Genomic DNA, 12,418 nt, shown 5'->3' on the forward strand with positions numbered 1-12,418 from the left:
CTCAGCACGGGAAACCGCTGATTCTACCGGGCAACGGTGGCCGGCAGCCGTCCGCAGCGGGCCATCGCCATGGCCGGCACATGTTGCATCGCAATATCAAACAGGTTAAAAAACCGTGAACCGGTAGCGATGCCGCCGGCCGCGCCACCCGCCTCCCCCCGCCACCGCCATCCGGAGATGCACATGAAGCCTGCCCGCAGCTGCCTCGCCCTCGCCGCCGCCCTCTGTCTCGCCCCCTTCGCCGCCAGTGCCCAGGATGAGGCCGCATCGCCGTACAGCTGGAACGTGACCGGCGTGTCCGACTACGTGTTCCGTGGCGTCTCCCAGACTGATGAAGATCCCACCCTGCAGGCCGGCTTCACCTATACCAGCCCGGTTGGCCTTTACGCCGGTGTGTGGGGATCGGGTGTCGATTTCGGGCCGGGCGACCCGAACGTCGAGCTGGACTACCTGATCGGCTACGGCATCGACGTCAGCGACAAGGTCAACTTCGACGTGCTGCTCAACCGCTACACCTATCCCGGTGCCAGCGAACTGAACTACAACGAGTTGATCACGACCACCACGTTTGCTGAGCAGTACAAGCTTACCGTGGCCTACACCAACGACCTTTCCGGTTCGGATACCAAGAGCTGGTACTACGCCGTTGGCGGGGAGTGGGGCCTGCCGCAGGACTTCACGCTGAGCGCCAACGTCGGCCGCACCACGCTTGAAACGGATTACGGCAAGGATTACACCGATTTCAACGTCGGCGTATCCCGTCAGTTCGGCATGTTCAACCTGGGCGTGGCCTACCACGGCACCGATGGCGCAGGCCGCGACAACAACGGCAAGCTGGCCGACAACCGCGTCGTGTTCACCGTCGCGATCGGTAACTGATCCGGCGCTGCTGTTGCCCAAGAAAAAGGCGCCCGATGGGCGCCTTTTTCATTCCTGCAACGCCGGGCGTGGCCCGGCGCTACCGTGTGCCGGATCAGTTCCAGCTCAGGACGACCTTGCCGGCCTTGCCTTCTTCCATCAGGTCGAAGCCCTTCTGGAAATCGTCGATCGGCAGCTGGTGGGTCATCACCTTGCCCAGCGGGAAGCCGGACAGCACCAGCTGGGTCATCTTGTACCAGGTCTCGTACATCTTGCGGCCGTAGATGCCCTGCACGGTCAGGCCCTTGAAGATGATCTTGTCCCAGTCGCAGCCGGCGCCCCTGGGCATGATGCCCAGCATGGCGATCTTGCCGCCGTGGTACATGCAGTCGAGCATGTCGTTGAAGGCGCGCGGGTTGCCGCTCATTTCCAGGCCCACGTCGAAGCCCTCCATGTGCAGTTCCTTCATCACGTCCTTCAGCGACTGGTTGGCGACGTTGACCACGCGGGTGGCCCCCATGTCGGCGGCCAGCTTCAGGCGGAAGTCGTTGACGTCGGTGACGACCACGTTGCGTGCGCCGATGTGCTTGCAGATGCCCGCGGCGATGATGCCGATCGGGCCTGCGCCGGTGATCAGCACGTCCTCGCCGATGACGTCAAATTCCAGCGCGCAGTGCGCGGCATTGCCGTACGGGTCGAAGAAGGCGGCCAGCTCGGAGGGGATCTGGTCGGGGATCGGCCACAGGTTGCTGGCCGGCATCACCATGTATTCGGCGAAGGCGCCGTTGACGTTGACGCCGATGCCGACGGTGTTCGGGCACAGGTGCGGGCGGCCACCGCGGCAGTTGCGGCAGTGGCCGCAGACGATGTGGCCTTCGGCCGAGACGCGCTGGCCGACTTCATAGCCGGTGACGGCCGAGCCGAGTTCGGCGATGCGGCCCACGAACTCGTGGCCGATGGTCAGGCCCGGCTTGATGGTGCGCTGGCTCCAGTCGTCCCACAGGTAGATGTGCAGGTCGGTACCGCAGATGGCGGTCTTTTCCAGCTTGATCAGGACCTCGTTCGGGCCCGGGGTCGGCACCGGAACCTCTTCGAGCCAGATGCCCTTGGCTGCTTCGCGCTTGACCAGGGCCTTCATCGTTTGCTGCGCCATCGGGTGGAACTCATCTGGGGGAAAACGCGGATTATAGAGGGCTGCGTGGAATTCCCATGTTGCGCTGCGGGTGCATTGGGCCCCCCGGTAGCGCCGGGCCATGCCCGGCGGAAGCAGTGGCGCGGCCCATGACTTCCGGGCATCGGGGCGGGGCAGGGGGCTGGGCTACACTCGGCGGTTCTTTCACCAGGGGCCGCTCGATGCGCTCGAACCTGCTTGCATTCTCCGTCGTCGCCAGCCTCGGGCTGGTCCAGGTCGCCCATGCCGCCGAAGGCATGTGGGTGCCGCAGCAGCTGCCGGAGATCGCCGGCCCGCTGCAGAAGGCCGGCCTGAAGCTGTCCCCTGAACAGCTGGCCGACCTGACCGGCGACCCGATGGGTGCGGTGGTTGCGCTGGGTGGCTGCACCGCCAGCTTCGTCTCCCCGCAGGGTCTGGTGGTCACCAACCACCACTGTGCCTACGGCGCCATCCAGCTCAATTCGACCGCGCAGAAGAACCTGATCAAGGACGGCTTCAACGCGCCGACCCAAAAGGACGAACTGAGCGCCGGCCCGAACGCCCGCGTGTTCGTGCTCGACCAGATCACCGACGTCACGGCCCAGGCCAAGGCCGCCATCGCCGCCGCCGGCAAGGATCCGCTGGCCCGCAGCCGCGCCCTGGATGCCTTCGACAAGGCCCAGGTGGCCGCCTGTGAAGCCGACGCCGGCTTCCGCTGCCGCCTGTACTCGTTCAGCGGCGGCAACACCTACCGCCTGTTCCGCAACATGGAAATCAAGGACGTGCGCCTGGTCTACGCGCCCCCGGGCAGCGTCGGCAAGTTCGGCGGCGACATCGACAACTGGATGTGGCCGCGCCACACCGGCGATTTCTCGTTCTACCGCGCCTACGTCGGCAAGGACGGCAAGCCGGCGGCGTTCTCGGCCGACAACGTGCCCTACCAGCCCAAGCACTTCCTGAAGTTCGCCGACCAGCCGCTGGGCGCCGACGACTTCGTGATGGTGGCCGGTTACCCGGGCCGCACCAACCGCTACGCCCTGGCCGGTGAGTTCAACGAGACCGCCAGCTTCACCTACCCGACCATCGCCCGCCATTACAACGCGGTGCTGAAGATGATCGACGAGGCCGGCAAGGCCGACCCGGACGTGAAGGTGAAGTACGCCGCCACCGCTGCCAGCATGAACAACGTGGCCAAGAACTACCTGGGCCAGCTGGAAGGCTTCAAGCGCATCGATGCCGCTGGCCAGAAGCAGGCCGAGGAAGCGGCCGTGCTGGCCTGGCTGAAGAAGCAGGGCACCGCCGGCAAGCCGGCCCTCGCCGCGCACGCGCAGCTGCTCCAGCACCTGGACACCAGCAAGGCCACGCGCGAGCGCGACCTGTTCGTGTCGCAGTTCAACAACACCTCGGCGGTCAGCGCCGCCATCACCCTGTACCGCCTGTCGATCGAGCGCGCCAAGCCGGATGCCGAGCGCGAAGCGGGCTACCAGCAGCGCGACCTGACCACCATCGAAGGTGGCCTGAAGCAGATGGACCGCCGCTACGTGGCGAAGATGGACCAGCAGCTGCAGACCTACTGGCTGGACCAGTACGTGGCCCTGCCGGCCGCGCAGCGTGACAACGAAGTGCTGAACACCTGGCTGGGTGGCAGCAACGAGGCCGCCGTGAAGTCGCTGGTGGGCAAGCTGTCGGGCACCCAGCTGGGCAACCTCGACACGCGCCTGAAGTGGTTCAACGCCGACCGCGCCGCCTTCGAAGCCAGCACCGATCCGGCGATCCAGTACGCGGTGGCCGTCATGCCGGCGCTGCTGAAGCAGGAAGAACAGCGCAAGATCCGCGAAGGCGAATCGCTGACCGCGCGTCCGCTGTACCTGCAGGCCGTGGCCGACTACAAGAAGAGCAAGGGCGAGTTCGTCTACCCGGACGCCAACCTGTCGCTGCGCATCACCTTCGGCAACGTCATGGGGTATGGCAAGGACGGCGTGCAGTACACCCCGTTCACCACCCTGGAAGGCGTGGCGGCCAAGGAAACCGGCGAAGACCCGTTCGATTCGCCGAAGGCGCTGCTGGATGCGGTCAAGGCCAAGCGTTACGGCGGCCTGGAAGACAAGCGCATCGGTTCGGTGCCGGTGAACTTCCTGTCCAACCTGGACATCACCGGCGGCAACTCCGGTTCGCCGGTGCTGGACGCGCACGGCAAGCTGGTCGGCCTGGCCTTCGACGGCAACTGGGAATCGGTCAGCTCCAACTGGGTGTTCGACCCGGTGATGACCCGCATGATCGCCGTGGACAGCCGTTACATGCAGTGGATCATGCAGGAAGTGGCGCCGGCGCCGCAGCTGCTGAAGGAACTGAACCTGGCTAAATAAGGTAGTGCCGGCCGCTGGCCGGCAACGCTGGCGGTAACCGTCTGCAACCTGAAACCCCGCGACCCCGGTCGCGGGGTTTTTTCATGCCCCGACCGGCCGGGTCCGCCGAACAGGTATCATCCCTGTTCCGCGTACTTCACAGGATGTGAACGAAACGCGGAAACCTCCTCCCCCCAGGACCCCTTGTTCGCATGCGCATCCTGCTTGCCCGTCACGGCGAAACGCCGTGGAACGCCGAAGGCCGCTACCAGGGCCAGATCGACATCCCGCTTTCGCCCATCGGCGAAGCCCAGGCCCAGGCCCTGGGCGCCCGTCTCGCTTCGGTGGACATCACCCGTGCCGTGGCGTCGCCGCTGTCGCGCGCCCAGCTGACCGCCCAGCTCGCCCTCGGCGCCGACCGCGCCGGCATGCTGCAGACCGAATCGGACCTGCAGGAAATCGCCCACGGTGAGTGGGAAGGCCTGCTGGCCAGCGAGATCAACGAAAAAGACCCGTCGCGCCTGAAGGCCTGGCGCGAGGAACCCGATACCGTGCTGATGCCCGGCGGCGAATCGCTGCGCCTGGTGCTCGAGCGCAGCTGGCGCGGCCTGGCCCGTGCCGCCGAAGGCCTCGGCGAGCATGACACCCTGCTGGTGGTCGCCCATGACGCGGTCAACCGGGTGATTCTGTGCAAGGTGCTGGGCCTGCCGATTTCCCGCCTGTGGACCTTCCGCCAGGCCCCGACCACCCTGAACCTGCTCGAAGGCGCCGACCTGGACAGCCTGGAGGTGGTGCGCCTGAACGACTGCGCCCACCACACGCCGTTCTTCGGCGAAGCCAAGCACCGCGCGCTCTGATCCCGAACCACCTGCTTCTGCTGGAACCCCTGCCGTGACGAACACCCCGACCACCCTGGCCGACTGGCTGGACTACATCGAACGCCAGCACTCGGCGACCATCGACATGGGCCTGGAGCGCGTGCGCGCCGTGGCCACCGCGATGGGCCTGGGCGCGCCGGCCAAGCGCACCATTGTGGTCGGTGGCACCAACGGCAAGGGTTCCACGGTGGCGTTCATCGAGGCCATCGGCCGTGCGGCCGGCTGGAAGGTCGGCGCGTACACCTCGCCGCACCTGCTGCGCTACAACGAGCGGGTGCGCATCGATGGCCAGGACGTGGAGGACGCCGCGCTGGTCGCGGCGTTCAATACGGTTGAAGCCGCGCGCGGTGGAATCACCCTGACCTATTTCGAGTACGGCACCCTGGCTGCGCTGCAGCTGTTTGCCGATGCGGGTCTGGACCTGGCGGTGCTCGAAGTGGGCCTGGGCGGCCGCCTGGATGCGGTCAACATCATCGATGCCGACGTTTCGGTCATCACCACCGTGGACATCGACCATGCCGAGTGGCTGGGCGAGGACCGCGAGGCGATCGGCGCCGAGAAGGCCGGCATCATCCGCGGCTGGAAGCCGGTGATCCTGGGCGAGACCGACCCGCCGTCCAGCGTGCTGGACCGGGCCTATCGGCTGGGTGCCAACGCCATCCGCGGCGGCAGCGACTATTTCTATGAGCCGATCGATGCCCAGCGCTGGCGCTGGCGCGATGTCGGCCTGCGCATGGAACTGCCGACCCCGTCGCTGGCCGCTCCGATCCAGCTGGCCAATGCCGGTGCTGCCATCGCCGCACTGCGCGCGCTGGACCGGCCGGTGCCGCGTGCGGCCTGGGCCGCCGGCATCGCCGCCGCGCGCATCGCCGGCCGCATGCAGGCCTTCGAGCGTGATGGCGTGCAGATCCGCGTGGACGTCGGCCACAACCCGCAGGCCGCGGGCCAGCTGGCCCGCGCGCTGAACGCCGAAGTGGCGCCCGGCCGCACCCTGGCGGTGTACGCGGCGCTGCAGGACAAGGACGCCGCAGGCGTGGTGCAGGCGCTGCAGGACAGCGTCGCGCAGTGGACCCTGGCCGGGCTGGAAGGCCCGCGTGGGCAGACCGCGCAGCAGCTGCAGGCCCGCCTGGCCGATACCCCGGCCGCGACGGCCGCGCTGGCCGACAGCGTCGAGCAGGTGCTGCAGCAGGCGTTGGCCCAGGCCGAGCGCGGCGACCGGGTGCTGGTGTTCGGTTCGTTCCACACCGCAGCGGCAGCGCTGCAGTGGCTGCAGGACCACCCCTGATCCACGTTCAGCCAGCGCCGACGCCGTTCGTCCCGGCACCCGTATAATCGACCCATCTCCAGCCTGTCGCCTGCCTCACGTGGATACGCCCCTGAAACAGCGTCTGATTGGTGCCATCGTCCTGGTGGCCTTGGCCGTGATTTTCCTGCCGATGCTGGTCAAGGGGCCTGCCCCGGACAGCGGCGTGGCCAATGTGCCCATCGCCGCGCCCGACGCGCCGGCCGATGGCCAGTTCGAAACCCGTGAACTGCCGCTGGTCGCCCCGACCGGTGGCGCCACCGGCCTGCAGAGCGGCCAGGCCAAGCCGGTCGAGGACGCCGCAGCGCCGGCGACCCCGCCCACCGTGGATACCTCGCCGGCCGTCGCCGCCGGCAACTACGCCGTCACCTTCGGTGCCTACGGCAGCCAGGCCGACGCCGATGCGGTCATCGCCTACCTGAAGCGTTCGCAGCTGCCGGGCTTCACCGAAACCGCCTCCATCAATGGCCGCCCGGCCTGGCGCGTGCGCGTGGGGCCGTATGCCGACCGCGCGCAGGCCGAAGCCGCGCGCCTGCAGGCGGTGAAGGTCCGCGGTGACGTCAAGGCAGAAGTCATCACCCTGGATGCCAGCACCGCGCCGTCTTCGGCCGTGGCTGCCACCCCGGCCGCGCCGAGCGCCAGCACGCCGGTTGCTGCACCGTCGCCGTCGGCTGCCGCCAACCCGGTACGCAGCGAAAGCCTGCCGGCCAGCACCCCGGCCGCCGCCACGCCGCCGGCCCCCAAGCCGGAAGCCCCCAAGCCGCAGCCCAAGCCTGAACCGGCCAAGCCGCAGCCGAAGCCGGAAGCAACGGCCAGCAAGCCCGAGGCCCCGGCCACGCCGGCAGCCCCGGCTGCCAGCGGCATCGGCTTTGCCGTGCAGCTGGGTGCATTCGGCCAGGCCAACGATGCCAATGCGCTGCGCGACAAGGTCCGTGCTGCCGGTTTCAGCGCCTTCGTCGAGCAGGTCCGCACCGAGAAGGGCACCCTGCATCGCGTGCGCGTCGGGCCGGTGGCCAACCGCGCCGACGCCGAGCAGCTGAAGGCGCAGGTCGCCGCCAAGGTCGGCGTGGCCGGCATGGTCCGACCACACCCATGATCCGGCCGATCGCCCGCCGTAAGCAGGAGGGGGCGACGTGATCGACATCGTGCTGGGCGTGCTGATTGCCGCCTCGGTGCTGTTCGGCCTGATGCGTGGCTTCATCGGCACCGTCGTCGCCCTGCTGTCCTGGCTGCTTGCCGCCTGGGCGGCCTTCACCTTCGGCAGTGAGGCCGCACACGCCTGGGCCGCGCCGCAGCCGCCCGGCAGTGGCCACTACCTGGCCGGTTACCTGGGCGTCTTCATCGCAACGGTGGTGGTGGTCGGCCTGCTGGGCCTGCTGCTCAAGGCTGCCATCAAGCTGACCCTGCTGGGCGGCGTGGATCGCCTGCTCGGCGGCGCGCTGGGCCTGCTGCGCGGGCTGCTGCTGGCCAGCGTGCTCCTGCTGCTGGCGGGCTTCACTGCGTTGCCGGGCGAGCCGTCGTGGCAGCAGTCGCAGCTGCGGCCTCTGCTGCAGCCGGCCGTCGCCTGGATGCAGGCGCAGCTGCCGGCTTGGGGGGAGGGCCTGCCACTGGATGGTCTGCTGCCCGACCATCTGCCCTTGCCCCTGCCGGAAAACGCCCCATCTGCTGTGCAGGTGTTGGGCAAGCCGGTCATCACAGGCGATAATGGCGTACTCAACGAGGTAGTGGCGGGCGGCGGATGGCCGCGGCCCGTGGACGCACAGCAGGAGCCCGTCGCGGCTTCGGCACTGCCCAGCAGCATCGAGCCGGCGCCCGAGCGTCCGGCACGGCCCGCGCCCGCTGCGGGCGGAACCCCAGGCCAGGTACGGCCACCTTCCTTGTAACTGGGCACGGCCCAGCGGAGACCTCGCACCATGTGTGGCATCGTCGGAATCGTCGGCAACCAGAACGTCGCCGGGCAGTTGTATGACGGCTTGACCGTCCTCCAGCATCGCGGCCAGGACGCGGCAGGCATCGCCACCGCCAGCGGCAGCCGCCTGCGGGTGCAGAAGGCCACCGGCCTGGTCCGCGACGTGTTCGACGCCCGCACCATGTCCACCCTGGAAGGCAACATCGGCATCGCCCACGTGCGTTACCCGACCGCGGGTTCGGAAGGCATGGACGAAGCGCAGCCGTTCTACGTCAATTCGCCCTACGGCATCGCGCTGGCCCACAACGGCAACCTGATCAACACCGAAGACCTGCGCCGCCAGGTGTTCGAGCAGGACCGCCGCAACGTCAACACCGATTCGGACAGCGAAGTGCTGCTGAACGTGTTTGCCTACGAACTGGAACAGCAGCGCCAGCTCAGCCCGGAAGCGGCGATCCGTGCCGTGGCCGGCGTGCACCGCCGCTGCAAGGGCGGCTATGCGGTGGTCAGCGTGGTGCTGGGCCTGGGCCTGGTCGCCTTCCGCGACCCGCATGGCATCCGCCCGCTGGTGCTGGGCAAGCGCAGCCACGCCGAAGGCGACGAATACATCGTGGCGTCCGAATCGGCGGCGCTGGACGTGCTGGGCTTCCAGCGCGTGCGCGACGTGCAGCCGGGCGAAGCGCTGGTGATCACCGCACGCGGCGAACTGTTCTCGGAAATCTGCGCCGAGCCGGCCGAGCACACCCCGTGCATCTTCGAATACGTGTACTTCGCACGCCCGGATTCGATGATCGACAACGTCTCGGTGCACAAGGCGCGCATGCGCATGGGCATCAAGCTGGGCGAGAAGATCCTGCGCCTGCGCCCGGACCACGACATCGACACCATCATCCCGATCCCGGACACCTCGCGCGATGCCGCGCTGGAAATCTCCAACGTGCTCGGCGTGAAGTACCGCGAAGGCTTCATCAAGAACCGCTACATCGGCCGCACCTTCATCATGCCGGGGCAGGGTGAGCGGGTGAAGTCGGTGCGCCGCAAGCTCAACCCGATCCACCTGGAGTTCCGCAACCGCGTGGTGCTGCTGGTGGACGACTCGATCGTGCGCGGCACCACCAGCCAGCAGATCGTGCAGATGGCCCGCGATGCGGGCGCGCGCAAGGTCTACCTGGCCAGCGCCGCGCCGCCGGTGCGCTTCCCGAACATCTACGGCATCGACATGCCGGCGGCCGAGGAGCTGGTGGCGCACAACCGCACGGTGGAAGAGATCGAAGCCCACCTGGGCTGCGACTGGCTGATCTACCAGGACATCGAGGACATGGAAGCGGCGGTGAGCGAGGGTAATCCGGCGCTGCGCAATTTCGATTCGTCCTGCTTCAACGGCCATTACCCGACGGGCATCGAGCCGGGCTACTTCGAGCGCATCCAGCAGCTGCGTTCGGACGACGCCAAGCACAAGCGCCGCGCCTGAGGCACAGCCGTGGTCGATGTCCCCGACGTCGGTGGCGACCTGCTGCGCGCTGCGCAGCAGTGCCTGGCCGAAGCCGACCCGCTGCGCAAGGTGGCGCTGACCCAGGCCTACGCGGCGGCGTTCCGCGCCGGGCGCCTGAAGGTGGCCGCCGACGCGCCGCCGCCTGAAGCGATCCGCATGCCCGGCCGCCCCGCGCGGCTGGTGCTGGTGCACCCGCGGCAGGTGCCGCGGCGTGGGCTGGGCGGGGTGGAAGGCCGCGCCGCCTTCATCCACGCCATTGCCCACATCGAACTGAACGCGATCGACCTGGCCTGGGATGCGGTGTATCGCTTCCGCGGCCTGCCCGCAGCGTTCCATGCCGACTGGGTGAGCTGCGCCGACGATGAGTCGCGGCACTTCCTGCTGCTGCGCGAGCGGCTGCAGGTGCATGGCCACGAGTACGCCGATTTCCCCGCGCACAACGGCCTGTGGGAGATGTGCGAGAAGACCGCGCATGACGGCCTGGCGCGCATGGCGCTGGTGCCGCGGGTACTGGAAGCGCGTGGGCTGGACGTGACGCCCGGCATGATCGAGAAGCTGCGCAATGTCGGCGACGCTGAAACCGCCGATGTGCTGGAAGTGATCCTGCGCGAGGAAGTCGCGCATGTTGCTGCCGGATCGCGCTGGTACCGCTGGTACTGCGAACGCGCCGGCGTCGAGCCGCGCGCACGCTTCAAGGAACTGCTGCTGGAATATGCCGGCGGCTACCTGCACGGTCCGTTCAATCTGGAAGCGCGCCTGCTGGCAGGCTTCGACGCCGACGAGTTGGCCAACCTGATCGAACAGGCGGGCTGATCACGCCGCTGGCGCCATCCACGCCATGCGTGGATGCGCGTCACGCGTTGGGCAACACCACGCGCTTGCCGTCCACCGTCGGCCGGTTGATGTAGAACAGGCCGGGCCCGGGCCGGTACGGCAACTCGCTCACGCCGGCATCGGCCGCATAGGTCAGCGCGGTGTCGCCCAGTGCATCGAAGTTCCAGTGCGCCGACTGCATCAGGTAGCGGCGGCGCAGCAGTGCTTCCTGGGTGGGGGTCAGTGCCTGTCCCTCCAGCAAGCGCCGTGCGATCGGCTGCAGGTTGGCAGGCAGCGCCCAGTCCGCCACGTCGGCCGCCGCGGCCGTCCACTGCACGCCGGCTTCGCTGGCCTGCCGCTGCATCACCTGCAGGCCGATCAGCTGGTAGCGCCAGTCGATGGGCCGGCGCAGCACCACCGCTGCGGTCACGTACAGCACGGGGCTCAGCAATACGCTGCGGCTGCCGGCACGGCGCTGCTGCTGCCACTGGTGCCAGACATCCACCCACACATCTTTCTCGTCCAGGCCCAGCTGCTGCCGCCAGCGTTCGGCATCGGCCTGCGCTTCGGCGTACACCGTGGTCGCCTGCAGCTGCGCCAGTGAGGGTGTCTGATAGTCGGGCACCGGTGGGCGTCGCAGCTGCTGCCGGTGCGGCCGGCTCAGCAGTTTCGGCCCTTCCTCGGTCTGGTCGTAGCCGCCGCCGATGTTGGCATGCGCGCCGGGCAGCACGATCTCGGCGTGCGTCGGTGCCACCGTGGTCAGCGGATAGTGCTGGCGGTGTTCATCGCGGGCCACCAGCTGCACCACGCGGCCGGCGATGCCGGCAGGCAGGGCCAGCTGTGGCCGCTCATCGGCACGGCCACCGCTGACCGCCACCACGGTGTCGAACAGGCCGATGAAGCGCAGCGCCGGGCGCTGTACCGCGAAATCCACCGCGCACACGAGGCCCGCCTGCTGCAGCAGCTGTCGCCAGCGCGCGCCATCCCAGCCGTGCAGCTGGTTGGCGACATCGCGTGCGGCCGCTGCGCCACGCGAGTAGCCGAACAGGTCCACCTGCACGCTGTGCAGCGGGGTACGCCGCTGCGCGGCAAGCGCGGCCAGGGCCGCCGGCAGCAGCACCTGCAGCGCGCGCTGGACCTTGGCGCGCACGCCGCTGGCACCCACGCCGAAGGCCAGGCCGATCAGGTCGTCCTCGGCGTCATCGCGGGTGCCTACACCCTCGATGTAGATCGCCAGCGACGCACCGACGCCGGGCGTGCGCCGGCTGTCCGGGTACAACTGGTACAGCCGCGTGATGTTGGTGGTGCCGTTGTCGTAGCTGCTGGTCAGCCGGCTCTGGTAAGTCGAGTCATCGTCGGCGCGCAGCAGGGCAGGGCGTGGCTGCGGCGACTGCGGCCGGCCGCGCGCGAGGTTGTGCGCGTTGTTGCGGGTGCCGTCGAAGAACAGGCCGATGCGCAGCACGCCGGGATCGGCGTCCGCATCTGCCTGGTGCTGTCCTGGTGCCATGTGCGTTCCCCGTCGTGGCCGCGTCACGGTGGCGCGAACGCCATGTGTTGGCGAAGTGTACTGGCGTTTTTGACCTGCCTGAACGTCGAGGCCGTGGATCACAGATCCGGATGCTGACGCCTGTCCTCTATTGAATTCACATGGGCTGGACAGGCCGAATGGC

10 protein-coding genes are annotated in these 12,418 nt (G+C 68.4%); 8 read left to right on the top strand and 2 right to left on the bottom strand.

The features are described 5' to 3' along the window. Window positions 1–183 precede the first annotated feature (183 nt). Complete coding sequence (locus tag C1927_RS04595) at window positions 184–879, top strand: TorF family putative porin (RefSeq protein ID WP_079220780.1); 696 nt, start codon at window positions 184–186, stop codon at window positions 877–879. Between the two features lie 94 nt (window positions 880–973). Here the strand turns inward: C1927_RS04595 and tdh are convergent, their stop codons facing one another. Further along, window positions 974–1,996 (bottom strand): L-threonine 3-dehydrogenase, encoded by a 1,023-nt coding sequence (gene tdh, locus C1927_RS04600; protein ID WP_079225101.1) that lies wholly within the window; start codon window positions 1,994–1,996, stop codon window positions 974–976. A gap of 215 nt (window positions 1,997–2,211) precedes the next feature. On the opposite strand from tdh, the gene C1927_RS04605 reads away from it, so the two are divergent. The 7 genes from C1927_RS04605 to C1927_RS04635 all read left to right on the top strand — a co-directional run bounded on the left by C1927_RS04605 (window position 2,212) and on the right by C1927_RS04635 (window position 10,748). After that, complete coding sequence (locus C1927_RS04605) at window positions 2,212–4,374, top strand: S46 family peptidase (protein WP_108746031.1); 2,163 nt, start codon at window positions 2,212–2,214, stop codon at window positions 4,372–4,374. A 191-nt stretch (window positions 4,375–4,565) separates the two neighbouring features. Further along, on the top strand, window positions 4,566–5,210 hold the full coding sequence (locus tag C1927_RS04610) for a histidine phosphatase family protein (protein ID WP_108746032.1): 645 nt from the start codon (window positions 4,566–4,568) through the stop codon (window positions 5,208–5,210). A gap of 34 nt (window positions 5,211–5,244) precedes the next feature. Next, the gene (gene folC / locus C1927_RS04615; RefSeq protein ID WP_108746033.1) at window positions 5,245–6,516 is read left to right on the top strand and encodes a bifunctional tetrahydrofolate synthase/dihydrofolate synthase; all 1,272 of its coding nucleotides are present in this window, start codon (window positions 5,245–5,247) and stop codon (window positions 6,514–6,516) included. Window positions 6,517–6,595: 79 nt separating this feature from the next. Further along, complete coding sequence (locus C1927_RS04620) at window positions 6,596–7,630, top strand: SPOR domain-containing protein (protein WP_108746034.1); 1,035 nt, start codon at window positions 6,596–6,598, stop codon at window positions 7,628–7,630. A 37-nt stretch (window positions 7,631–7,667) separates the two neighbouring features. Continuing rightward, on the top strand, window positions 7,668–8,417 hold the full coding sequence (locus C1927_RS04625; RefSeq protein WP_108746035.1) for a CvpA family protein: 750 nt from the start codon (window positions 7,668–7,670) through the stop codon (window positions 8,415–8,417). Between the two features lie 30 nt (window positions 8,418–8,447). Then, window positions 8,448–9,914, top strand: a complete 1,467-nt coding sequence (gene purF, locus C1927_RS04630; protein WP_079220786.1) for an amidophosphoribosyltransferase — start codon at window positions 8,448–8,450, stop codon at window positions 9,912–9,914. 9 nt (window positions 9,915–9,923) lie between these two features. Next, window positions 9,924–10,748 (top strand): ferritin-like domain-containing protein, encoded by an 825-nt coding sequence (locus C1927_RS04635; protein WP_079220787.1) that lies wholly within the window; start codon window positions 9,924–9,926, stop codon window positions 10,746–10,748. Between the two features lie 40 nt (window positions 10,749–10,788). Here the strand turns inward: C1927_RS04635 and C1927_RS04640 are convergent, their stop codons facing one another. Then, the gene (locus C1927_RS04640; RefSeq protein ID WP_108746036.1) at window positions 10,789–12,255 is read right to left on the bottom strand and encodes a DUF2235 domain-containing protein; all 1,467 of its coding nucleotides are present in this window, start codon (window positions 12,253–12,255) and stop codon (window positions 10,789–10,791) included. Between the last annotated feature and the right edge of the window lie 163 nt (window positions 12,256–12,418).

This window comes from Stenotrophomonas sp. ZAC14D1_NAIMI4_1 (genome assembly GCF_003086775.1).
Lineage (GTDB): Bacteria > Pseudomonadota > Gammaproteobacteria > Xanthomonadales > Xanthomonadaceae > Stenotrophomonas.

Bases quoted from the DNA above. Each gene is read 5' to 3' on its own strand.
- C1927_RS04595 (WP_079220780.1), top strand. From the start codon at position 184: ATGAAGCCTGCCCGCAGCTGCCTCGCCCTCGCCGCCGCCCTCTGTCTC.
- C1927_RS04605 (WP_108746031.1), top strand. From the start codon at position 2,212: ATGCGCTCGAACCTGCTTGCATTCTCCGTCGTCGCCAGCCTCGGGCTG.
- tdh (WP_079225101.1), bottom strand. From the start codon at position 1,996: ATGAAGGCCCTGGTCAAGCGCGAAGCAGCCAAGGGCATCTGGCTCGAA.
- purF (WP_079220786.1), top strand. From the start codon at position 8,448: ATGTGTGGCATCGTCGGAATCGTCGGCAACCAGAACGTCGCCGGGCAG.
- C1927_RS04610 (WP_108746032.1), top strand. From the start codon at position 4,566: ATGCGCATCCTGCTTGCCCGTCACGGCGAAACGCCGTGGAACGCCGAA.
- C1927_RS04640 (WP_108746036.1), bottom strand. From the start codon at position 12,255: ATGGCACCAGGACAGCACCAGGCAGATGCGGACGCCGATCCCGGCGTG.